Here is a 21,053-nt window from a genome sequence, read left to right as displayed (position 1 = left end):
CATCGAATACCGGCAACGGACTACCGTCTATAACGGCCGACGAGTTGCCCGCCCCGCCAATAGACCGTGTCGCCGTTGTACTCTTGAAAGCCGCCGCTGAGCCTGCGCTGGGTCGAAAGGCAGCTCAGGGTCGAGAGTGTTAGTTCGCTGATGCGGGAAGCTGGTGTGCCGCTGCTAGACCCCGCCAACGTCGGAAATCTGTCACATCGCCGACGGAGAACCCAGTCCGCCCCCACTGACGGGTTTGGCCGAAATGTACGCATAGCCCGATCGTCAGCTTTCGGGATGCGTCGCGAACGCTTCGACGTGACCGCGCGTTCTTTTTTTGTCCCTTTGATTCAGCGTCCTGTGGCCAGCCGTGCGGCAGCGATGAATCACTGATTCGCCCCCGAACTCAACCTGTCGATCATCGCGCGGATCGCCTGCATCTGCACGCCCTTCCGATCGGCGAAGTGCGAATCGGTATAGCCCCACCAGTCCCAGCATCCAAGCGGATTGCTCACCGGGATGACGACCGCCTGCGGATAGAGCACGACGATCTGATTGTTGTCGGCCCATCGGTCGTAGCCCGCGTGTTTGACGAAGGTCGTGCCGTAATACGGCTTGCTGCCGGATGAATCGGCCGGCACATAGTCCTGCCCCTGCTCGCAGCCGTGCAGGGCGACGTGCAGACGACAGCGCGCGCCCGCTTTGCAGTCTTCTGGAATATAGACCCAGCCCGTGCTGTCAAGACCCGCCGCGCCCGGCACGCTCCACCGCCCGCTCTTCGGAAGGAACGCGGTCTGGTCGAACTGCACGAAATGGCCGGCCGGCGCCGAGCCCGTGCGCGGCTTGAGCGGCGCCGGACCGTAGATCCATCCAAGGATCGCCTTTGCCCCATCGAACTGGCACTTGCCGATGAAAGGCGATACCGAGTCGCCGCACGCCACGCCGTAGTTCAGGGTCGGCATGGTGTGGCCTGCGTTATCAAGCGATATTGCCGACAGACCGGCCGGAGGCAACCCCAGCGTGCGGTAGTAGTCGTCGAGTTGCTGAACAACCGCTTGCGGCACGGTCGTATCCTTCTGTCCGGAAATTGTGACGACGCGTTGTCCAGCAAGTTTGGCCGGATCGTCGATTAACTTTCTGGCAAACGCCTGGCGGGTAGCCAACACGAGCGACGGCACCGCGGTGCTGGTTGCGGATACGCCGCACGGTAGCGGTGGATTGCACGAGCACTGCGTCATCGCCGTCAACAGCTTGCCTTGCGAACAGAAGTACGGTCCCGCCGCGACGACACCCGCACCGCTTACTATCGATGAGTACGCGACAGCCAGTTGAACCGCCATATAGCCGCCCGATGAGAGACCGGAGACCGACGTCTGCGTAATGTCGATATTCAGCGCCGGCAACGGCTGCGGCGTTTGGGCGTAACCGCAAAGAGACAGCACGTTTAGCGCCAGGCCGAAGAGCCGCAAGACAACTCGCATGAATCGCTCCGGTGAATGGTCATCCCTTCATGGCATACGACAGAACACGTCAATGCAACGGGAAGGCCAGGCAAGCGCCGTCCGATGCGTGGGATGGTCGTCCATCACTTTAGCGCATCGCCGCGTTGAATCCGCCGACTGCGACTGCCGTCTGAATGTCCTGCCGACGCTTCGGACGAAGGCCCCTTCCTGGCCGGTTGCACTCGGTGCGCTATGAGGCCGCAAAGCGGGCACTGGCCCGAACGAGGGTATCCGACCGTACGCGTACGAGACCGGATACCGAACGCGTACGGTCGGCCATGAACGGACGCTCAACTGTGCATAGCGAATCGCCGACGATTTGCGCTGTTAAGGCGGACTCGCCAGGACACCAGCCTTGCCGCTGACGCGAGATACAGCGGAGATGGAGCGCGTCGATCCTCGCAAAGGCACGTATAGGTCATCTTGGTCACGTGATCATCGTCCGATGCGACCGTCATCCGGCACACATCGTTCCAGTCAAGGGTGACGTCCGGAATGTCTGCTAGGGTGTCAGGTAGTGAGCCGACTGTTGCGTAGGCCGCGCATAGCGCAATTCAAAGGCCAGACGACGATTTCTTCACCAGACTATCGGGACGCCTGCAAAGACAATTCGCGCGGCGCGCGTTGCGGTTACTGTATGGAGCAAGGTGAAGTTCATCGCCCGCCGCATAGCTCAGGGGATCCACTGTTCGGATGAGGATGGTTTACACTCTCGCGCACACTGCGGTCGACCAAGAACGACACTTTTCCTTGGCCGCAGCATCCGCTCCCCTTTCGATCTCGTTGACTTCATGCGACGCTTCTTTCTCGCCAAGGCACTGTTCACGCTTGGCACTGCCTCCATTAGCCTGTTTTTGCCGGTGTTTTTCGTGAGCGGCCATGTGCCCGTATTGCAGGTGTTCCTGTTCTTCTGCCTTACCAGTTTCTCGCACGCCTTGCTTGTGCGCACCGCGATGCGCGCGACGACGAGCTACGGCATCACGACCGTGTTCGCGTCAGGTATCGTGCTCTACGTCGTTTTCTACCTTGCGGTCCGTCAGGTCGAGCTGAAGGGACTGATATTTTTCGCGCTCGCTGGTCTTCTTGGCTGCGCCAACGCCTGCTACTGGACCGGCTACCACCTCTTTCTTGCGACGCGGCGCGCCGAACGGCACGGCTCGCGCATCGGGGCGCTGAATAACATCTCGACGGCTGCATCGGTTTGCGGACCCGCGATCGGTGCGGTCATCATTTCGCACGTCGGCTTCGGCGTGATGTTTTTCCTTGCGGCGAGCTGCATGGCGTTGTCGGTGGTGCCGCTCCTGCGCGAGCCGCGCATCAAGATGGATGCGTGCCCGTCGTTCGTCGCCGTGACGCGTACGCGGCCCTTCGGCGAGGTGCTGGCGCTGTCCGTTGGCTTCGCGGCCGAGGACAGTGTGCAGAACATGGTCTGGCCGTTCTATCTGTTTGCTATGAGCATCATGAGCGTGACGCGCCTCGGCCTCACTTACTCGGTGATTTTTGCGGCAATGCTGCTGATTACCCACGGCATCGGCCGCGCGGTCGACCGCTCGCCGACGACAGTCCTACGCGTCGGCGCGCTCTGGATGGCGGCGATGAACGTTGCACGTGCAATGGGTGCGGTGTCGCCAGGCAATGCTGCAGCGATTACGCTGATGACGGCATCGGGCAATACGTCTGCTACCCTGCCTTTTGATGCAATCTGTTACGAGCGCGCGCATGAATGCGGCGCGGCCGAATATATCCTGTTTCGCGAAACGTGGATCAACCTGGGCGCAGCGGTTATCTTTGCGATCGGCGCATTGGCCAACAGCTTCTCGGTGTTGTTCTGGATCGGGGCGGGCGCATCGCTCGGCTATCTGCTCTTTGCCGGGAACACGTCGCCGGAGCGGGTTGGGGCGTAAGCTTCGCTCACGACGGATGCAAGGACTGGCGGCTGCCACTGCCAAACGACGTCGCTACGGCTCCTATCTAGGCAAAATAGGCGTTGCGCCAGAGAACCTGATTAATCGTAACTTCCGTGCGGCAGCCCCGAATGAAAAGTGGCGCACCGACATTACCGAATTCCAGATTCCGGCCGGCAAGGGAATCAGTCGTTCTCCTCGATGAGCCTCCTCGCGAGCGACTCCGCGCGTTGCATGTCTTCATCGGGCGCAGGCGAAGCGCTGCCACCCGCAGGATCGACTGCCGTGTTTAATGTGCCGTCGCGCTGATGGGTATCGACCGATACAGTCATCGACAGGCCGACTCGCAGCGGATGCGCGGCCAGTTCCGCAGGGTCGAGGGAAACCACCACAGGCACGCGCTGAACCACCTTGATCCAGTTACCGGCCGCATTTTGCGGGGGCAACATCGAAAACGCACTGCCCGTTCCTGGCGACAGTCCGCCGATCCGGCCGTGAAATACCATTCCCGCTCCATACAGGTCGGAGACAACGGACACTGGTTGACCGATTCGTAGATTGCGAATCTGTCCTTCCTTGAAGTTTGCCTCGATCCATAGTTGCTTGACCGGCACGACCGTCATCAATTGTGCGCCGGCCGGCACGGGCTGCCCGATCTGCACCGAGCGCTGAGCCACGGCGCCTTCGAGCGGCGCAACGATAGTTGTTCGCGCAACCCGCACATAAGCCAGTTTCAACTGCTGTATCGCCTGCATTACGGCGGGATCGTTTTCGATGTGCCCGGAGCCACTCGCGGCCAGGCCGCTGGCAAGCTGACTGCGCGCCGCGGCAAGGTTGGCCTGCGCAACCTCGACTGACTCCCGCGCGCGCGCATACTCTTCGCCGGAGACCACCTCCACCGTTGCATCGGAGCGCGCCTTCAATGCCTGTTCGGCCAGCGCGAGTTCCGCAGCACGAGCTTTGACGGCGGCCTGGTACATGGCATTGGAAATCCTGGCGCTGCGGGCCTGCCTCACCGCGCGGATCAATTGCGCTTCGGCCTGCCCGAGCGCGATGCGCGCCTCGGTGTCATCGAGCTGGACGAGCGGTTGTCCGGCCTTGACGTACTGCGTATTGCCGGCTAACACCGCGCGCGCGGTGCCCGCCACCTGCGCCGCGATCGGCACGACGTTGCCGGCGACATATGCATTATCCGTTTCCTCGGCGTAGCGCCCGAAGATCAACCAGTGCACCGCTGCCGCGATGGCTACCGCTGCCGCAACGCCGAATAGCACCGCCAGCATCCGGTTTCGCCGGGTAATCTTGCTGGCATCGCGCTTTGTCACTGCCGCGTGGTCTCCGAGCAGGTTTTCTGTACTCATTCGGCTCAGCTTGAGGAAGGGTTGACAGGAGGCTGACTGTCACGCATCTGTTCGTGAAGTTGCTGATTCGTGGGCTCAACCCCAGAGGTGGCGGGGGTTGCTGGCTGAATCGCGTCGAACCCGCCGCCGAGTGCCCGGATCAACGCGATGCCGGCGTCGCGGCGTTGCGCATCCAGTTCGATGAGCCGCATCTGTTCGTCAAGTTGCAGGCCGCACTGCCTCAGCACGTCCGACCGCTGGATCAGGCCCCGGCGTTGCCGCTCGCTGGCGACGGCAAGCATCCGCTCCCGCGCAGCGATGATTCGCTTCTGCTCGTCGATGAGCGCAGTGAGGTTTCGCGTCGTAGCAATCGAACGGGCCACGTCAGCAAGGGCGCTATCGAGCGTCTTGTTGTACAGCGCGATCATTTCGTCTGCTTGCGCATAGTCGCCGTGCAATTGAGAGCGTAGCTGCCCGCGTTCAAAGATCGGCAGGGAGACGGCTGGGCCCAATGCAAAAAATGCGGACGCGCTCGAAAACAACGAGCCGAGACTTAGCGACGCCAACCCACCCGCAGCGGACAGATTGATGTTCGGATAGAACGCCGCACGTGTTGCCGCGATCTTTGCCGTCGCGGCCTGCACGCGCAGTTTCGCTGCGACGATATCAGGGCGCCGTCCGAGCAGTTCGAGCGGCAGATTGGCCGGCACGGACAAAGCACCGGTGTCGGCCAGCGCCGGGCGTTGCAACGAAAGGCCGCGCTCCGCGCCGTGGCCGGTCAGCGCGCCGATCTGCAACTGCGTTTGCGTGATTGAATCGTCATTCGCCAGCAATTGCATGCGCAGGGCGCCCTGCTCGATCCGTTCCTGCTGCGCACCATAGCTACTGTCGATTCCCCTCGCCTCGCGCGTGCGCAGGATCGCGTCGAGTTGGTCTGCTTGAGATTGCCTAGCCTGCAGCAGGTCGTGCTTCGCGTACTCGTAGGCGAGCCGGCCGTAAAGGGTGACTAGCGACGTGATGATGGTCAGGCGGGCCTGCTGCGCATCGACGCGCGCAGCGTCGCGCGCGGACACGAGCGCTTGCGTCAGCGCGCGGTTCCTGCCCCACAAGTCGAGTTCGTAGTTGGCGCCGGCGATCACACTTGCGGGCGACACCCAAGGGTCGCTAAAAAGATTGATCGGGACCGTGGTGCCTGCGACGTTCACGTTGGCCGCGCCGTCAATCGCAGGCATGCGCGCCTTGTATGCCGCTGCCGCCGCACCGCCCGTGAGTCCCGTGCTCGAGGCGAACTGGTCGAGTTGCGACTGCGCCTCGGCGATGCGCGCGCTGGCTACCTGAATGTCCGGGTTCCCGGCACAGGCCTCATCGATGAGCGCATCGAGTTGTTTGTCATGAAACGACGCGAACCATTGCGCTTCTGGCCATGTGCCGTTCGCATTCTTCGCGCTCTGGACGAGCGCCTGGTTCCCGGGCGAATGCATGACGAGCTGGTGGTAGGTGCCCTTGTCAGCGCACCCGCCTAGTGTGCCAAGAACACATAGCGAGGCGGCTGACCCGCAAACCCACAGGCACGTCAAAGCGCAGCGGACATCGCAGATAGGTAGCCTCATCGACTAGCCGCGCGCGAGACGGGCGGCAAGCCGCGGGCGCACGGCTTCGAGCGGCCCCAGCCGGCCGAACAGGCCGTCAACCATCCCGCAGCCGATACCGAAAAGTTTTGCGAGCTTGCCGGATTCGAAAAGCAATATCTGGAAGACTTGCAGCAGCGTGACGAGATTGGGTACGAACGCAATCGGCAGCGACGGGATGTACTGAATACACAGGTGCATGCCGTTGCGCGCCATGTAATAGCGTCGAAACGCGGGATGATTCATCGACGTGAGGCGAATCGGGCCGAGCCGATGTTGCCGCTTTTCGCCGATCCGATGCGATAAGGTAAGCCGTGGCTCGACATAAAACTGTACGCCGCGCAGCAACGCACGCAATGAATATTCGGTATCCACATGATCGATGAATAGCGCTTCCGCGAACGCGCCTAGACACTGGTAGGCGCGGTAGGAAATGACACAGCCCGAGGAAAGGAGAAAGGAGCAAGGCTGCAATGACGTACGCGCTTCGCACATTACCGTACGGATCCAAAATCCATTGCTGTAGATCTGCGGCAGGAAACGCCCGAGGTTCTCGTCGTAGATGCGCGGTCCAATGGCGAAGGCTCGCGGGCCGAGCGCCGCGCACGATTCGAGCATCACCCGGAAGTAGTCGGCACTCACCTGCGAATCCTGATCGAACAGGGCAACGGCGCAGCAACCGCGTTCGAACAGGCGCGTAAGGCCGCGATTGTAAGCGCCGGCGATACCTCCGCGATTGGCATTCCACAGGTACTCGATGTCCTGAGCTTCAAGCGCCTCGATTATCGCGGCAGATTCCGCAGGTGAGTTGTCGACGACAAGAAGCGGCACACCGTGCCCGCGCAACTTGATCAGATGTGCGAGGTGCTGGCGAGTCGGTTGATACAGCACCACCAATGCGCCGAGCAACGGTGCAGCACTGGCGTCGCTGGCCACGCTGCCGGGGTAGGAAGTCGTTTCGCTCATAATCGTCACACCGCGATGGGTATCAGTGTCCGGCGCGCGCGGCGGACACACCGTGCCATGGTTTCGTTGCCCACATCAGCATGGCGAGTGCGAGACACACCAGGCTTGCCATATAAAACAGGTCGTTGGTCGCCATCATGTAGGCCTGCTGCTCGACGACACTGCGTACCGCGATCAGTTGATTGCTACCCGATCCGAGCACTCTCAGCGATCGCAGGAATTGACTCGTCCCGCTGGACGCCTGCGTGACCGACTGCGCAAGCGTGCCATAGTGGTGTGCCGCCCGCTCGTCCCACCACGTGACGCTAAGCGCGGTGCCGAACGCGGCAGACAGCGTACGCAGAAAATTCGACAGGCCGGACGCCGCTGCGAGCTTCTCGTTGGGGATCCGCGAGAGGATCGCTGCGCTCAACGGGATGAAGAAGCACGGCAGGCCGATGCCTTGAATGAAGGTCGGCGTGACGATCTGTGAGAAAGACATGGTCAGCGTGAAGTGAGCGTCCCATGCCAGCACGGCAAAAAACACCAAAAAGCCGAACGACGTCACGACGCGGGCATCGAGTCGGTCCAGAAAGATTCCGATCAGCATGGAAAAGACCAGTGCGAGGATGCCGAGCGGCGCGACGGTCAAACCCGCCTGAAACGCGCTGTAGCCCATCACGGTTTGCAGCCATAGCGGAAAGATGACCCCAATCACCGAGAAGCTCACCATCCCAAGCGAGATGATTGCGACTCCGAATGAGAAGGTGCGATCGCGAAACAAACTGAGGTCGATGACCGGAAACTGTTCGGCCGACTCCCAGATCAGCAGCGAGACCAGGGCGAGCACAGCGATCAACGAAAGGCAAACGATCAGCGGCGAGTCGAACCAGCCATGGTCGCGTCCGAGGTCTAGCACGCCCTGTAGCGCGCCGACGCCGACGACGAGCAGCACGATGCCCATCGTATCTATCGGCGGCTGGCGGGCATCGGGACGCTCGCGAGGCAGAAGCGCTGCGCATGCGGCGAACGCGAACAGCCCGATTGGTAGATTGATGAAGAAGATCCACGGCCACGAAAACTGCTCGATGATCCAGCCGCCGAGGACCGGACCGAAGATCGGTGCGAGCAGAACCGTCATCGCCCAAAGTGCAAGCGCCAGCACTCGCCTGTGCGGTGGAAACGATCGCAACAGGATGGCCTGCGACAACGGCACCATCGGCCCCGAACTGAGCCCCTGCAGGGCACGGCACAGAACCAGCAGTTCCAGGTTGCCGGCCATGCCGCACAGCAGTGAAGTCAGCGTGAACATCAGCACCGACCAGACGAACAGGCGCGCTTCGCCGAACCGCTGCGACAGCCAGCCCGTCAGCGGCACAGCGATGGCCGCCGCAACTGCATAAGAACTGATGACCCAGGTGGCCTGCGAGTTCGACACGGCGAGACTGCCTGCGATGGACGGCACGGCGACGTTGGTGACGGTCGAGTCGAGCACCTCGATGAAAGTGGCAAGAGAAAGCGCGAAGGTCAGCAACGCAAGCCACGCACCGGTCAATGGCGGAACTTGCCGGGATCCGGCGTTCTGCGTAGCAATACTGCTTGAATTACTCATGTGGCCGATCCATTCCCAGGTTCGTTCAGGCGGCCGAGCGCACGCCGATGCTGCGACGGCGATCAGCCCACCGCTCGATGTACTGCGCGGCTGCCTCGCAGGCATCAGGGGCCGTGTCGATCAACTCTTTCGCCATTGCGCAACGGGCCGCTACCGACTGATCCGTAGCGACTCGCGTGAGCGCCGCGGCGAGTGCTTTGCCGCTCGCAGGACTGTCGATGCGAATGCCGCAGCCACTCCTCGCTATACGCTGCGCATTGTCGAACTGATCGTGCGCGAACGGCGTGACGACCTGAGGAATACCTGCCGCGAACGCGAGGGCGGCGGTGCCGATACCCCCGTGATGGACGATTGCCGCGCAGCGTGGCAGCAGCGTTCGCATGGGGACGAAGTCGCGCACCAGCAGGTCGCGGCGAGCAGGCGTGCGCTTGCCGATGGCGCGTGCGAGGACGATCGCGCGCGTACCGGTGCGGCGCAGCACTTCATCTACGGTGTCGAAATACGTATGCTCGTCCGTGAATGTGGAACCCGGTGTGAAGACGATTGGCCGTTCGCCCGCCGACAGGAAGTCGCTCAACTCGTCGTCGAAGGTTTCGGGCGATACATCGTTGAAGAGCGGAAAACCTGCCATGAAATGATTGCGCGGCCAATCCGGCTGGGCGGCCGCAAACCAGTTCGGAAACAGGCACAGCACGCCGTCTGTCGAATGCAGCCACTGGCCGAGGATACGGCTTGCCGGCGCGAGACCCAGCGCAGCCCGCACGTCGTTCAGCGCGGGGCCGCATGCCTTGTCAAGCACGCGCTTCTCGATCATTTCGATGCACCTTGCCCTAACCGCCAACGGCAGCCACATTGGCACGGTCAGACGCTTGTGGGTGGGCGGTGCGCTTGCGGAAAGCAAGGTCGAAGGCGACACCTGCACGGATATGTAGGGCGTGCCGTGAACTTCCTGCATCAAGCGGGCCGCGAACGCCCATAACGAGCCCACCAGCACCGTATCGGCGGTCGCCAGCCGGGCGAGCATGTCGAAGTGTGGCCGGATGGTCGGGGCGATGACGCTCCACAGCGTCCGAAACGACGTGCGCGGGTTCCATAAGGCAGGGCTTGCAACTGCCCGCGCATACTCGTCCCACGTTCCAATTGGCACGAACCCGAAACCGTAGTTTTCAGCCAGCGAGGCGAATTGCGGATGGGTGCAAAACACGATCCGATGTCCGCGCTGCGCCAGCATTCGACCAATCCCGACGAACGGATGAACGTCGCCAGCCGAGCCAATCGCGGTAATGACGATTTGTGCCATGAGTCGCGCGCAACTCAATAGAGCCAAGGCACGAGCGCCCGTACTTCGCGGCGGTAGGCGCGGTACGGGTCGCCGAAATGTTCGGATAGCCACCGCTCCTCGACGCGGACCTTGTAGGCGAGCGACGCGAAGATGAGCGCGAAGCCGATCACGCCTCGCCATTGTCCTGTGACCAGTGCGGCACCTGCAATGGCGAGCAGGCAACCAGAGTAGATGGGATGACGGACGAGCGCGTAGGGACCACTGCGGACCAGTTCGTGATTCGCCTTCAAGGTGACCGATACGCTCCAGTTCGGTCCCAGATGACGGCGCCCCCAAACCGAAAAGGTCAAACCAGCGACGATGATTGCGAGGCCAGTCCATTGCTGCAAATCGAAATGTGCGCTCGCCGGACTCCAGGCGCCGACAAGCCTATCCGGTAATGCAACGAGTGCGCAGCCGACGATGAGTGGGATCGACTGAACGGTTCGCGAAATCCGATCCTCGCTCTTGACGGTATTCTTCGCCCAGGAGGACGCTTTGATCCAGTAGGCGAGCCAGACGGCCCACGGCCCGAGAATGGCAAGGGTGTGGTAGATCGTCATTTTCAAATCCCGAAATCGGTGTTCAGGGAAGTAGCAAACGTTTGCGTGACGAGGGACGAAGATAGCGCCTCAAGTCGTGAACGTTCTAATGTCGGCTCGACGCCAAAGAAGTCGAGGATCGCTTCGCGCATGCAGGCAGCCTGCGCTCGCCCCTCCAATTCGAGGAAATGCCCGGTATTCGGCACGGTAGTGAAGTGGGCGTGCATGACGTAGCGCGACAGCGTGCGAATGTCTTCCGCAGTGGTGTATTCGTCCAGTTCGCCGTTGATGAAATTGACCCGACAGCGAATGTTGGCGAGTTGGTCGAGGTAAGCCTCGGGCTCCAGCGCCAGTATCTGATCGACGTGGAACGCGACCTGGCTCTGCTCTTCCTTCGGCAAGCTCGTCAGATAGCGGAAATTCAGAAGCTTGAGGACGCGCGGCAGGTGCTTGCCCACCGTATCGTTCAGGAGTTGCGCGGCTTGCAGGTTTTCGCCGGCGCCCAGCAGATCCCTTGCCCGGGTCACATAGGCGAGCATCGCATCGTTGAGAAACGGGGAAAACGATCCGATTACCGCGCGCTCGACGCTGGCCGGCTGCCGCGCCAGTGCTAGCAAAGAGGCAAGGCCTCCCCAGGACACGGAGTAGAGGTATTTCGGCTCGAAATGCTCAATGAGACGCAGCAGGATCTCGACTTCGTCCTCCTTCGTCAGCAGGAAGCCGCCGCGGTTGTGCTGCTTTGATTACCCAGCATAGGGCAGGTCGAAACAGATAACGTTATATCGTTCGCCGAGGTATTTAATTGTTTGTCCGAACGAGGCGGTAGTTGCCAAAGCTCCATTCACGAGAATTACGCTCTCGCGAGCCGGATCGAAAACGTGTCTTTCGACCTGAACCTTGAGAGAGTTATGCAATTTAAATAGCTCTTTTTCGACGGACATAGGATCCCCCGGCATTCAAAATGAATGACGAAATTCATTTCACATATCTATTCAAAACATCAAAAAAATCGCAGGCAGCATAAGGCCGCCATGGCATTGACTCTCCGGGATGCTGAGATGGATAACAGGCGAGTAAGTATTGTCTGATCAAATTAGAAATAGCAAGGAAATATTTGAGCTCTTCGACCGAAAAAAACGCCAAAGGAATATGCAAATCGGTATGCGTGCAATGCGCGCTCTGAACCCCACTATAGATAGGGATGTTTGAGAATTTTTGCGGTAAATTCTTCCTGTTTTTAATTTGAAAAACGCAGAAATCGGCCGCAAAGTTCTTTCCTTAATTAATTCGAATTCCTCGTTCGGGTGTTGCATTTTCGAGGCACGAGCGTAGGGGTTCGGTGATGAGCATTTTTGCCATGCGCCAAGCTGTCAACGCCGATTGAGTTCTGACCGGTCGGGGTGCGGCCAAATTCGTGGACTGATTTATGTCGCAATTCCAGGACTCTGCCGGTATTCGACCGGGCTCAGGAAGCCGAGCGAGACCTTGATCCGCTTTGCGTTGCACCAGCGGATGTACGAGTCAACGACTTCGATGAATTGATCAACGGTCGTGGGCCGCCAGTCGCTCTTTTTTGTGCGTTTAGGGCATGTCCGCGAAGTGCGGTCTTGTTTGTCTGTCGATAGAGATATCGCCCCATTCCCTGTAGTGCCTTCTCACATATCGTCAAATTCCGATATATAATTCGTACCGTAGCGATGCAATTGCGCGCACGCCACCCCGGCGCGCCGGTTGTCGATGCACCTGAAACCATCCACATGACGCCCGATTTCGACGCGATCCACAAAGCTCTGGCCAACCCGGTCCGCCGGGAGATTCTCGGCTGGCTGCGCGAGCCGCACGCGCATTTCGCCGATCAGGAGTTGCCGCTCGACCACGGCGTGTGCGCCGGTAAGATCGACGCGCGCTGCGGCCTGTCGCAATCCACCGTGTCGGCGCACCTCGCCGCTCTGCAGCGCGCTGGTCTCGTCACGTCGAAACGGGTCGGTCAGTGGGTGTTCTTCAAACGCAACGAGCCCGTCATTCAGGCGTTCCTCGAATACATGAACGCCAAGCTCTGAGCGCTGCATCCCTATCGCCGCGCTTCCTTTTTCACGCAGTTTTTTTGAGGCCCGGGCCCTCCCGCCGCCAAAGGTGAACTCTTATGCCGACTCTTTTCGATCCGCTGCAAATTGGCGATATCACGCTGCCGAACCGCATCATCATGGCGCCGCTCACGCGTCAGCGCGCCGAGCAAATCCGCGTGCCGAACGCGCTGATGGCGCGCTACTACGCCGAGCGCGCGAGCGCTGGCCTGATCCTCAGCGAAGCGACGTCGGTTACGCCGCAAGGCGTCGGCTACGCCGAAACGCCGGGCATCTGGTCGCAGGAGCAGGTCGAAGGCTGGAAGCTCGTCACGCAGGCCGTGCACGACGCGGGCGGCAAGATCTTCCTGCAACTGTGGCACGTCGGCCGCATTTCGGACCCGGTGTTCCTGAATGGCGAACTGCCGGTCGCGCCGAGCGCGATCGCAGCCGGCGGTCATGTGAGCCTCGTGCGTCCCGAGCGTCCGTTCGTGACGCCGCGCGCGCTTGAACTCGATGAAATCGCCGGTGTCGTCGAAGCATTCCGTAAAGGCGCGGAAAACGCGAAGGCCGCGGGTTTCGACGGCGTCGAAGTGCACGGCGCGAACGGCTATCTGCTCGACCAGTTCCTGCAGGACAGCACCAACAAGCGTACCGATGCCTACGGCGGCCCGATCGAAAACCGCGCTCGTCTGCTGCTCGAAGTCACCGACGCGTGCATCAGCGTGTGGGGCGCTAATCGCGTCGGCGTGCATCTCGCGCCGCGCGGCGACGCACATACGATGGGCGACTCCGATCGGGCCGCGACGTTCGGCTATGTCGCGCGCGAACTCGGCAAGCGCAAGATCGCGTTCATCGCGGCACGCGAAGCGCTCGGCGACGACCGCCTCGGCCCGCAGTTGAAGGAAGCGTTCGGCGGCCCGTACATCGCAAACGAGAAGTTCACGAAGGAAACCGCGCAACAGGTGCTCGACGCGGGTGAAGCGGATGCGGTGGCCTGGGGGCAACTGTATATCGCTAATCCGGATCTGGTGCGCCGCTTTGCCGAAGATGCGCCGCTGAACAAGCCGATTCCGGCAACGTTCTACGCGCGCGGCGAAGTCGGCTACACCGATTATCCGGCGCTGGAAACGGTGTAATCGGTCGTTGCGGCGGGCTCGTGCCCGCTGTATGGACTGACGAAGCAGAACGGCGGGTGTGACTGAAATCCAGTCACACCCGCCGTTTTACGTGCGCTAGACGAGATCGCGCCGCATGAACACCCGCTTCGATTCATCGAGCCCGCGCGCGATATGCGCGTCGCGGCGCGCGAGCAAGGCTGCGTCGAGCTCCGGCGAGTCGATGTCGCGAAATCCCAACCGCCGGTAGTACGGCGCATTCCACGGCACATCGCGATACGTCGACAGCACGAGCTGCGGCACTTGCCGTATGCGCGCGATTCGCGCGACTTCTTCGATCAACGCCGCGCCAATGCGCCTGCCCGCGTGCGTGGTCAGCACGTCGAGCTCCTGAACGTAGATACGCGTCGGCTGCGGCTCGAACATCACGAACCCCACGCAGGTTGCGTGTTGGTCCAACGCGACGATAATCTCGCGCGCCTCGATCTTGTTCTCGACGATCTCGCGCGCCATCGGCGGCGCGTCGGCAATGCCGGTCATGCCGACGCTGACGAAGCGCAGACCCGCTTCGAATTCGATGGCGCGAATCGTTTCGGCCTCGTGCGGCGCGGCAAAACGGAAGGTGACGGCGGAATCGTGCGACATGGCCTTGCATCTGACGAGGACCGTCCGAGTTTGACATTGGCACGGCAGCCTCGACAAGCGACAACCGGCTAAAACTCGCGGATGCGCCCTGCGCACGCTCGCGGGACTACACTCATCACTTCCGGACACAAGCCGAGCCTCGGGCCACGATGAACCTGATGAATGTGCTGCAGATCGCGCTGCATCTGGACCAGCATCTGAGCGCGCTGATCGTGCAATTCGGCACCGCAATCTACGCGCTGCTATTTGTCGTCGTGTTCGTCGAATACGGCTTTCTGCCGCTGTTCTTCCTGCCCGGCGATCCGCTGATCTTCATCTGCGGCGCGCTCGCGGCCACGGGCGCATTGAACGTGTGGATCGTATCGCCCGTACTGTTTGTCGCGACGGTTGGCGGCAGCATCGTCGGATATGCGCTCGGCCGGGCGGTCGGCGACAAGGTCTATACCCGCAACTACTACTGGCTCAACCGCGACGCGCTGCGCCGCGCACACGCGTTCAGCGAGGCGCGCGGCCGCCTGACCTTCCTGCTCTCACCGTTCATCGCCGTGGTGCGCACCTTCGCGCCGTTCGCCGGGGGCGTGTCGCGCATGACGTTCTCGCGGTTCGCCGCGTTCGTCACCGCGGGCGCGGCGCTGTGGATCGTGTCGCTGATCGCGGCCGGCTATCTGTTCGGCAACGTGCCGGTGGTGCGCGAGCACCTGAGTGCGCTGGTGTTGCTGGGCCTCGCGCTCGGTGGCGCAATGCTGGTCGGCGGCGCGGTATGGCGCTTCTTCGACCGGCGGATGCGGCCGCGTTGAGGCCGTCGTGGCGACGTCCCCGCGCACGGTCGTGCGGCATTTCCAAACTTGACCCGTCCAAGATACGAAGGTAACCTTAGCAGGAAACCTTCACATCATGCCGCTGCCCAGGCTCACCCCATGAGCACATCCCCTCCCCCGGTTACGCCGGAAGAACTTCATTCGCTGGCCGAAGATCTGCGCGTGCTGGCGGGCAGACTGCGCCGGCGTCTGCGCGAAGAGTCGCATGTCGGCGACTTCACGCCGTCGCAGGTGCAAGTGCTGAACCTGCTGGAACGCGAAGGCCCGGCCACGGTCACTGCGCTCGCGCGCGCGCACGGCATGCGTCCGCAATCGATGGGAGAAACGCTCGCGGTATTGAAAGCCGCGGGGCTCGTGCGTGGCACACCCGATCCCGACGACGGGCGGCAGACGGTTCTGTCGCTCACGCCGTCGTTTCGCAAGAAGATCAAGGCGAGCCGCGCGGCACGTGAAGACTGGCTGTTTCGCACCATTCAAACGCGCTTCACGGCGACCGAACAGCAACAACTCGCGCGGGGCGTCGAACTGCTGAAACGTCTCGTCGATCTGTAACTGGCAATTCGCGCGCGCGTCTCATTACTAGCAGGAGCACACCATGGCACTCACCACTCTCGACGCCAGAACCGCATTGGTGGTCGTCGATCTGCAGCGCGGCATCGTCGCGTTGCCCACCGTCCATCCGGCCAGCGAAATCGTCGAGCGTTCGGTTAGGCTGCTCGACGCGTTCCGCCGCCACGGCCTGCCCGTCGTGCTCGTGAACGTCACCGCCGGCGCGCCGGGCCGCACCGACCAGGGGCGCCACACCGGCGACTTCCCGGCCGGCTTCGCCGATCTGCTGCCCGAGCTCAAGCAGCAGGCATCGGACCATCTGGTCACGAAGCGCACGTGGGGCGCCTTCACCAACACCGATCTCGCTGCGTATCTGCAGCAGCAAGGCGTCACGCAAGTGGTGCTCGCCGGTGTCGCGACCAGCATCGGCGTCGAATCGACCGCGCGCTTCGCGAGCGAGCTCGGCCTGAACGTCACGCTGGTGGTCGACGCGATGACTGATCTGAACGCCGACGCGCACACCAACAGCATCACGCGCATCTTTCCGCGCCTCGGCGAGACCGGCACGACCCAGGAAGTGCTCGATCTGCTCGAAAGCTCGCGCGGCTGAGCCCGCATTGAGGAAACCCCTGCCGTGAGCACCACGTTCCGTTCGCTGCGCATTTTCAACTACCGTGTCTGGGCGAGCGGCGCGATCGTCTCGAACATCGGCACGTGGATGCAGCGAACGGCGCAGGACTGGCTCGTGCTTACCGGGCTCACGCATCACAACGCGACGGCAGTGGGCATCGTGATGTCACTGCAGTTCGGGCCGCAGATGCTGTTGCTGCCGCTCACCGGTTACACCGCCGATCACTTCGATCGCCGCAAGCTGCTGTTCGCGACGCAGGCGGCAATGGGCACGCTGGCGCTTGCGCTCGGTCTGCTCACCGTCACGGGGCTCGTGCAGCTTTGGCAGGTCTACGTGTTCGCGGGGCTGCTCGGCTGCGTGACCGCGTTCGACGCTCCCGCGCGCCAGACCTTCGTGTCCGACCTCGTCGGCGAACGCGATCTCGCCAATGCGGTCGCGCTGAACTCCACGTCGTTCAACGCCGCGCGCATGCTCGGGCCGGCGGTCGCGGGTCTGCTGATCGCCTCGGTCGGCAGCGGCTGGGTATTCCTGATCAACGCGCTGTCGTTCGTCGCGGTGCTCGGCGCGCTGCGCACGCTGCGGCTCGACCAGCTACATATCAAGCCGCGCGCGGTACGCTCGCGCGGCAGCTTCGTCGAAGGCTTCAAATATGTCTGGACGCGCCCCGATCTGAAAGCGGCGCTGCTGATGCTGTTCCTGATCGGCACCTTCGGCCTGAACTTCCCGATCTTCATCTCCACGATGTCCGTCACCGCGTTCCGGGCGGGCGCGGGCGAGTACGGCGTGCTCAGTTCGACCATGGCGATCGGTTCGGTCACCGGCGCCCTGCTCGCGGCGCGCCGCACGCGGCCCACGATGGGGCTGCTGCTCGTTGCCGGCGCGATGTTCGGCGTCGGCTGCACGGCGGCTGCGCTGATGCCGAACTACGTGCTGTTCGGCATCGTGCTGATCGCGATCGGCGTGTCGACGCAAACCTTCACCACTTCCACCAACAGCCTCGTGCAACTGACCACCGAGCCCGCGATGCGCGGCCGCGTGATCGCGATTCTGCTCGCGATCGCGCTCGGCGGCACACCGCTCGGCGCGCCGGTGGTCGGCTGGGTCGCCGACCGTTTCGGCCCGCGCTGGGCGCTTGGCGTCGGCGCGGCATCGGGCTTCGGCGCGGCGCTCGTCGGTCTCGTCTATCTGATGCGATGCCGGCAACTGCGTTTCTCTCGCGAAGGCTGGCGCCTGCGCTACAGCATCGAGGACCCGCGGCCAGTCACGACCACGGTCATTGCAGACTCCGTAGCAAAGGTTCAGCGCGGCGAGCTGGACGAGGCGGAAGAGGATACGGCTTCCAGCGTGTGAGAGCGCCCGCGGGCGAGCGCAGGAGCCAGCGGGGCGCCGCTCGGAATCCGCCCGCGCCGCGCGTCATCAGCGCACGAGGTTTGCGCTTCAGATGCCGCTCCGATTCGACGCGACCATGCCCGCGACACTCGGCTCAGCGGCTAACCCGTGGTGCGCCGCAGCAGCCCTCGCGATGCCTCGATCCATGCCGTTATGCCGCACCGCGGCAACGGGACCAGGAAAATCCTGGCTTGCGCGGCGCACGTTTAAAGGCGCCAATGAGTCAGCCGGAGAAGCTGACAAAAAACATTTCCCGTTCAGGAGACGACATGCAAACGAACGCAACGGCACACAGCGGCCATGGCTCGCAGGCTCGCAAGGCCACCGCCAGCGGCTGGATCGGCTCGGCACTCGAGTACTACGATTTCTTCATCTACGCACAGGCCGCCGCGCTGATCTTTCCGCAACTGTTCTTCCCTTCCGGCAACCCCAAGATCGCGATCGTCGCCTCGCTCGCAACCTACGGCGTCGGCTACGTCGCGCGACCGATCGGCGCGGTCGTGCTCGGGCACTGGGGCGACACGCACGGGCGCAAGAACGTGCTGCTCGTCTGCATGTTCCTGATGGGTCTATCGACGATGGCGGTCGGTCTGCTGCCGACCTATCAGCAGATCGGCCTTGTCGCGCCGGTGCTGCTCGTCTTGCTGCGGCTGATCCAGGGCTTCGCCGTCGCCGGAGAAATTTCAGGCGCCAGCTCGATGATCCTCGAACACGCGCCATTCGGACGACGCGGCTATTACGCGAGCTTCACGCTGCAGGGCGTGCAGGCGGGCCAGATTCTCGCCGCCGCGGTATTTCTGCCGCTCGCCTATTTCATGAACGATGCCTCGTTCAACGCGTGGGGCTGGCGCGTTCCGTTCCTGCTCAGCGCACTCGTGCTGATTGCCGGCTACATCATCCGCCGCGAAGTCGAGGAAACTCCCGCGTTCGAGAAGGAAGACGCGAGCGGCGGCGTGCCGCGCTCGCCGGTCGTCGAAGCGTTCAAGTACAACTGGGGCGACATGCTGCGCGTCGTGCTGTGCTCGCTGATGAACGTGATCCCGGTCGTCGCGACGATTTTCGGCGCGGCGTACGCGGTGCAGCCGTCGTACGGCATCGGTTTTTCGAAGAGCCTGTATTTGTGGATCCCGGTGATCGGCAACATCGTCGCGGTGCTCGTGATTCCGTACGTGGGCAATCTGTCGGACCGGATCGGGCGGCGTCTGCCGATCATCGTCGGCTCGCTCGGCGCCGGGCTGCTTTCTTTCGCATATCTGTACGCGATCAGCATCCACAACGTGCCGCTCGCGATGGTGATGTCGATCCTGATGTGGGGCGTCATTTATCAAGGCTACAACGCGATCTTCCCGAGTTTCTATCCGGAATTGTTCCCCACCCGCTCGCGCGTTTCCGCAATGGCGATCGGCCAGAACATCGGCACGATGATCACCGCGCTACTACCGGCTCTGTTCGCCTACGTCGCGCCGCCCGGATCGCACAACGTGCCGCTGACGATCGGCGCGATCACGTTCGGCATCACGATCGTGTGCGCGACCGCCGCATGGAGCGCACGTGAAAACTTCCGCGTGCGGTTGAGCGATCTCGGCGAAAAGAACGTCGAACCGATCGACAAGCTCAGCTACGACGCAATGCGCGCAGAAAGCGTGGCCGCAGCGAAAAAGGCGGCTGTTTGAACCCGCTTGTCACTTGACGCACTTTCATCAGGACCGTCGGGAAGCCCGCTCATGAGCAGCACCCTGATCGCCGCCGCGGGGGCGGGTTGTGTCGGCCGCCCAGATGGCGCTCGCGCGGCCTAGCGCCACGTTTCGGTCAGCTCGTTGGCCAGCACCATCTTCTGGCGGACAACCTCGATGAAGGCCGCGTCGATACCCGCCTGCGCCTTCAGGAATTTCAGCGCGGCAGAGTGCACGACGCGCAGCGCGCCGCCGTCGATGCCCGTCATGCGGGCCGCGCTGCGCCGCGTTTCGACGACCAGATCGCGCGCGCCCGAGAAGTCGGGCGACAAGCCGCATTGCGCTTCGAATGCGGCGCTCAGACCGTTCGAATAGTCGCGCGACTCGCCGAGCCGTTCGATATCGATCAGCAGATCGACGCCTTCTCCCATGCGCAGCGCGCAGAGGACCCACAGCGCGATGAACGCGCGATACGCGTTGTCGCTGTCCACCGTGCGCGCGAATTGCTCGCACGCGACCGCGTACGCGTCGTCGGACATCGACGTCAGCGGCGGCAGACGCACGCCGCACACGCCGATCGCTTCGCGCACCAGCGGGTCCATCTGATTCAGGCCGAGCACACGAAACGGCGCAGCGACAAAAAATGCATTGCTCCATTGCTGCCGCAGCAGCCAGCCCGATGCGAACTGCGAGGCCGGATTGCGCAGCACGCCCACATGCAGCGCTTCGGTGAACGCGCGCTTCAGCCACGGCAGGCGGCCGCCCGTGCGGCAAAACTTGAAGACGGGCACCCGGCCCCGTTCGATCGTGTGCTCGCTCAACGCGCGCAGATAGGCCTGCAACGAGGGAAACGTCGCATCGGGCTCGCGCGTAAAGCGGTCGATGCTGAAGCGCCTGTCGTAACCAGCCACGCCGCGCGCGTCTTCGCGCAGAAAGGGCCGGTATTCGTCGAAGTACGGCGCGGCGAGCGGCGGGTGCCCGGAGGTCAAGGTCGGACGCGAGGCGGGCACGTCGGCGAGCTTCAGATCGGCGAGCACGTTGCTGAGCGGTTCGTAGAAACCGTCCGCGCGCTCGAGCTCGCGCAGCCGCGACCACACCCACGTGCCCGCGCTGCGCCAGCCCGTATGCAGAAAAACTGCCTGTTTTAGCGGACTTTCTGGGGCGTCGTTTGCGGACGATTCATGAGGCAACGGCATGGCACTTCTCTTCTGAGGTTCGAATCAATCAACAGGAAGCGCCACTTTACCCTGCGAGCGCTCCAGACGCATTATGCTGTGAGATTCCGCGCTCTCACATCGCTCCCCTCGCACCGATGAACGGTTCGGCCGACATTCGCTTCCTGTTCGCGCTGCGCGCCAGCGGCAGCACGCGCCCTTTCATGCAGT

17 protein-coding genes and 3 pseudogenes are annotated in these 21,053 nt (G+C 62.5%); 9 read left to right on the top strand and 11 right to left on the bottom strand.

Annotation, left to right across the window (positions count from 1 at the left end; all coding sequences use genetic code 11):
- Nucleotides 1–374 precede the first annotated feature (374 nt).
- Nucleotides 375–1,469 (bottom strand): extracellular catalytic domain type 2 short-chain-length polyhydroxyalkanoate depolymerase, encoded by a 1,095-nt coding sequence (locus LJ655_RS19970; protein ID WP_230562944.1) that lies wholly within the window; start codon nt 1,467–1,469, stop codon nt 375–377.
- Nucleotides 1,470–2,281: 812 nt separating this feature from the next.
- Between LJ655_RS19970 and LJ655_RS19965 the strand changes: the two genes are divergently transcribed.
- Nucleotides 2,282–3,394 carry an MFS transporter gene (locus tag LJ655_RS19965; RefSeq protein ID WP_230562943.1) on the top strand — a complete coding sequence of 371 codons (1,113 nt, stop codon included), beginning with the start codon at nt 2,282–2,284 and terminating at the stop codon, nt 3,392–3,394.
- A gap of 4 nt (nt 3,395–3,398) precedes the next feature.
- Nucleotides 3,399–3,575: pseudogene (locus LJ655_RS19960) on the top strand (IS3 family transposase); the annotation flags it as partial.
- Between the two features lie 4 nt (nt 3,576–3,579).
- Here LJ655_RS19960 and LJ655_RS19955 read toward each other — a convergent pair.
- The 8 genes and pseudogenes from LJ655_RS19955 to LJ655_RS19920 all read right to left on the bottom strand — a co-directional run.
- The gene (locus LJ655_RS19955) at nt 3,580–4,755 is read right to left on the bottom strand and encodes an HlyD/EmrA/EmrK family protein (RefSeq protein WP_230562942.1); all 1,176 of its coding nucleotides are present in this window, start codon (nt 4,753–4,755) and stop codon (nt 3,580–3,582) included.
- Nucleotides 4,756–4,760: 5 nt separating this feature from the next.
- Nucleotides 4,761–6,344 carry an efflux transporter outer membrane subunit gene (locus LJ655_RS19950; RefSeq protein WP_268991581.1) on the bottom strand — a complete coding sequence of 528 codons (1,584 nt, stop codon included), beginning with the start codon at nt 6,342–6,344 and terminating at the stop codon, nt 4,761–4,763.
- A 3-nt stretch (nt 6,345–6,347) separates the two neighbouring features.
- On the bottom strand, nt 6,348–7,328 hold the full coding sequence (locus LJ655_RS19945; protein WP_230562956.1) for a glycosyltransferase family 2 protein: 981 nt from the start codon (nt 7,326–7,328) through the stop codon (nt 6,348–6,350).
- A 22-nt stretch (nt 7,329–7,350) separates the two neighbouring features.
- Nucleotides 7,351–8,919 (bottom strand): DHA2 family efflux MFS transporter permease subunit, encoded by a 1,569-nt coding sequence (locus tag LJ655_RS19940; RefSeq protein WP_230562940.1) that lies wholly within the window; start codon nt 8,917–8,919, stop codon nt 7,351–7,353.
- Nucleotides 8,920–8,944: 25 nt separating this feature from the next.
- Complete coding sequence (locus LJ655_RS19935; protein WP_230562939.1) at nt 8,945–10,219, bottom strand: glycosyltransferase; 1,275 nt, start codon at nt 10,217–10,219, stop codon at nt 8,945–8,947.
- Between the two features lie 14 nt (nt 10,220–10,233).
- On the bottom strand, nt 10,234–10,803 hold the full coding sequence (locus LJ655_RS19930) for a methyltransferase family protein (RefSeq protein WP_230562955.1): 570 nt from the start codon (nt 10,801–10,803) through the stop codon (nt 10,234–10,236).
- A 2-nt stretch (nt 10,804–10,805) separates the two neighbouring features.
- Nucleotides 10,806–11,723: pseudogene (locus LJ655_RS19925) on the bottom strand (alpha/beta fold hydrolase).
- A 483-nt stretch (nt 11,724–12,206) separates the two neighbouring features.
- A pseudogene (locus LJ655_RS19920) lies at nt 12,207–12,347 on the bottom strand (IS3 family transposase); the annotation flags it as partial.
- 192 nt (nt 12,348–12,539) lie between these two features.
- Here LJ655_RS19920 and LJ655_RS19915 point away from each other — a divergent pair.
- Both LJ655_RS19915 and LJ655_RS19910 read left to right on the top strand, forming a co-directional pair.
- Nucleotides 12,540–12,842 (top strand): ArsR/SmtB family transcription factor, encoded by a 303-nt coding sequence (locus LJ655_RS19915; RefSeq protein ID WP_230562938.1) that lies wholly within the window; start codon nt 12,540–12,542, stop codon nt 12,840–12,842.
- Nucleotides 12,843–12,925: 83 nt separating this feature from the next.
- Nucleotides 12,926–13,984, top strand: a complete 1,059-nt coding sequence (locus LJ655_RS19910; protein WP_230562937.1) for an alkene reductase — start codon at nt 12,926–12,928, stop codon at nt 13,982–13,984.
- A gap of 96 nt (nt 13,985–14,080) precedes the next feature.
- Here the strand turns inward: LJ655_RS19910 and LJ655_RS19905 are convergent, their stop codons facing one another.
- The gene (locus LJ655_RS19905; RefSeq protein ID WP_230562936.1) at nt 14,081–14,608 is read right to left on the bottom strand and encodes a GNAT family N-acetyltransferase; all 528 of its coding nucleotides are present in this window, start codon (nt 14,606–14,608) and stop codon (nt 14,081–14,083) included.
- 149 nt (nt 14,609–14,757) lie between these two features.
- Between LJ655_RS19905 and LJ655_RS19900 the strand changes: the two genes are divergently transcribed.
- The 5 genes from LJ655_RS19900 to LJ655_RS19880 all read left to right on the top strand — a co-directional run bounded on the left by LJ655_RS19900 (nt 14,758) and on the right by LJ655_RS19880 (nt 19,668).
- Entirely contained in the window at nt 14,758–15,405 is a 648-nt protein-coding gene (locus LJ655_RS19900; protein ID WP_230562935.1) for a VTT domain-containing protein, read from the top strand.
- Between the two features lie 120 nt (nt 15,406–15,525).
- Nucleotides 15,526–15,978, top strand: a complete 453-nt coding sequence (locus tag LJ655_RS19895; RefSeq protein WP_230562934.1) for a MarR family winged helix-turn-helix transcriptional regulator — start codon at nt 15,526–15,528, stop codon at nt 15,976–15,978.
- A gap of 43 nt (nt 15,979–16,021) precedes the next feature.
- Nucleotides 16,022–16,585 carry a cysteine hydrolase family protein gene (locus LJ655_RS19890; RefSeq protein WP_230562933.1) on the top strand — a complete coding sequence of 188 codons (564 nt, stop codon included), beginning with the start codon at nt 16,022–16,024 and terminating at the stop codon, nt 16,583–16,585.
- Nucleotides 16,586–16,609: 24 nt separating this feature from the next.
- Nucleotides 16,610–17,956 (top strand): MFS transporter, encoded by a 1,347-nt coding sequence (locus LJ655_RS19885; RefSeq protein ID WP_230562932.1) that lies wholly within the window; start codon nt 16,610–16,612, stop codon nt 17,954–17,956.
- A gap of 308 nt (nt 17,957–18,264) precedes the next feature.
- Nucleotides 18,265–19,668: an MFS transporter gene (locus LJ655_RS19880; RefSeq protein ID WP_230562931.1), complete on the top strand. Its 1,404-nt coding sequence runs from the start codon at nt 18,265–18,267 to the stop codon at nt 19,666–19,668.
- Nucleotides 19,669–19,787: 119 nt separating this feature from the next.
- Here the strand turns inward: LJ655_RS19880 and LJ655_RS19875 are convergent, their stop codons facing one another.
- Nucleotides 19,788–20,864, bottom strand: coding sequence for a hypothetical protein (locus tag LJ655_RS19875; protein ID WP_230562930.1), 1,077 nt, complete (start codon nt 20,862–20,864; stop codon nt 19,788–19,790).
- Nucleotides 20,865–21,053 lie beyond the last annotated feature (189 nt).

Source organism: Paraburkholderia translucens, assembly GCF_020881035.1.
Taxonomy (GTDB): Bacteria; Pseudomonadota; Gammaproteobacteria; order Burkholderiales; family Burkholderiaceae; genus Paraburkholderia; species Paraburkholderia translucens.
This window is presented reverse-complemented; position numbering and strand designations above follow the sequence as displayed.

Excerpts from the sequence above, each read along its gene's own strand:
- LJ655_RS19970 (WP_230562944.1), bottom strand. The coding sequence starts at position 1,469 with ATGCGAGTTGTCTTGCGGCTCTTCGGCCTGGCGCTAAACGTGCTGTCT.
- LJ655_RS19965 (WP_230562943.1), top strand. The coding sequence starts at position 2,282 with ATGCGACGCTTCTTTCTCGCCAAGGCACTGTTCACGCTTGGCACTGCC.
- LJ655_RS19955 (WP_230562942.1), bottom strand. The coding sequence starts at position 4,755 with ATGAGTACAGAAAACCTGCTCGGAGACCACGCGGCAGTGACAAAGCGC.
- LJ655_RS19950 (WP_268991581.1), bottom strand. The coding sequence starts at position 6,344 with ATGAGGCTACCTATCTGCGATGTCCGCTGCGCTTTGACGTGCCTGTGG.
- LJ655_RS19945 (WP_230562956.1), bottom strand. The coding sequence starts at position 7,328 with ATGAGCGAAACGACTTCCTACCCCGGCAGCGTGGCCAGCGACGCCAGT.
- LJ655_RS19940 (WP_230562940.1), bottom strand. The coding sequence starts at position 8,919 with ATGAGTAATTCAAGCAGTATTGCTACGCAGAACGCCGGATCCCGGCAA.
- LJ655_RS19935 (WP_230562939.1), bottom strand. The coding sequence starts at position 10,219 with ATGGCACAAATCGTCATTACCGCGATTGGCTCGGCTGGCGACGTTCAT.
- LJ655_RS19930 (WP_230562955.1), bottom strand. The coding sequence starts at position 10,803 with ATGACGATCTACCACACCCTTGCCATTCTCGGGCCGTGGGCCGTCTGG.
- LJ655_RS19915 (WP_230562938.1), top strand. The coding sequence starts at position 12,540 with ATGACGCCCGATTTCGACGCGATCCACAAAGCTCTGGCCAACCCGGTC.
- LJ655_RS19910 (WP_230562937.1), top strand. The coding sequence starts at position 12,926 with ATGCCGACTCTTTTCGATCCGCTGCAAATTGGCGATATCACGCTGCCG.
- LJ655_RS19905 (WP_230562936.1), bottom strand. The coding sequence starts at position 14,608 with ATGTCGCACGATTCCGCCGTCACCTTCCGTTTTGCCGCGCCGCACGAG.
- LJ655_RS19900 (WP_230562935.1), top strand. The coding sequence starts at position 14,758 with ATGAACCTGATGAATGTGCTGCAGATCGCGCTGCATCTGGACCAGCAT.
- LJ655_RS19895 (WP_230562934.1), top strand. The coding sequence starts at position 15,526 with ATGAGCACATCCCCTCCCCCGGTTACGCCGGAAGAACTTCATTCGCTG.
- LJ655_RS19890 (WP_230562933.1), top strand. The coding sequence starts at position 16,022 with ATGGCACTCACCACTCTCGACGCCAGAACCGCATTGGTGGTCGTCGAT.
- LJ655_RS19880 (WP_230562931.1), top strand. The coding sequence starts at position 18,265 with ATGCAAACGAACGCAACGGCACACAGCGGCCATGGCTCGCAGGCTCGC.
- LJ655_RS19875 (WP_230562930.1), bottom strand. The coding sequence starts at position 20,864 with ATGCCGTTGCCTCATGAATCGTCCGCAAACGACGCCCCAGAAAGTCCG.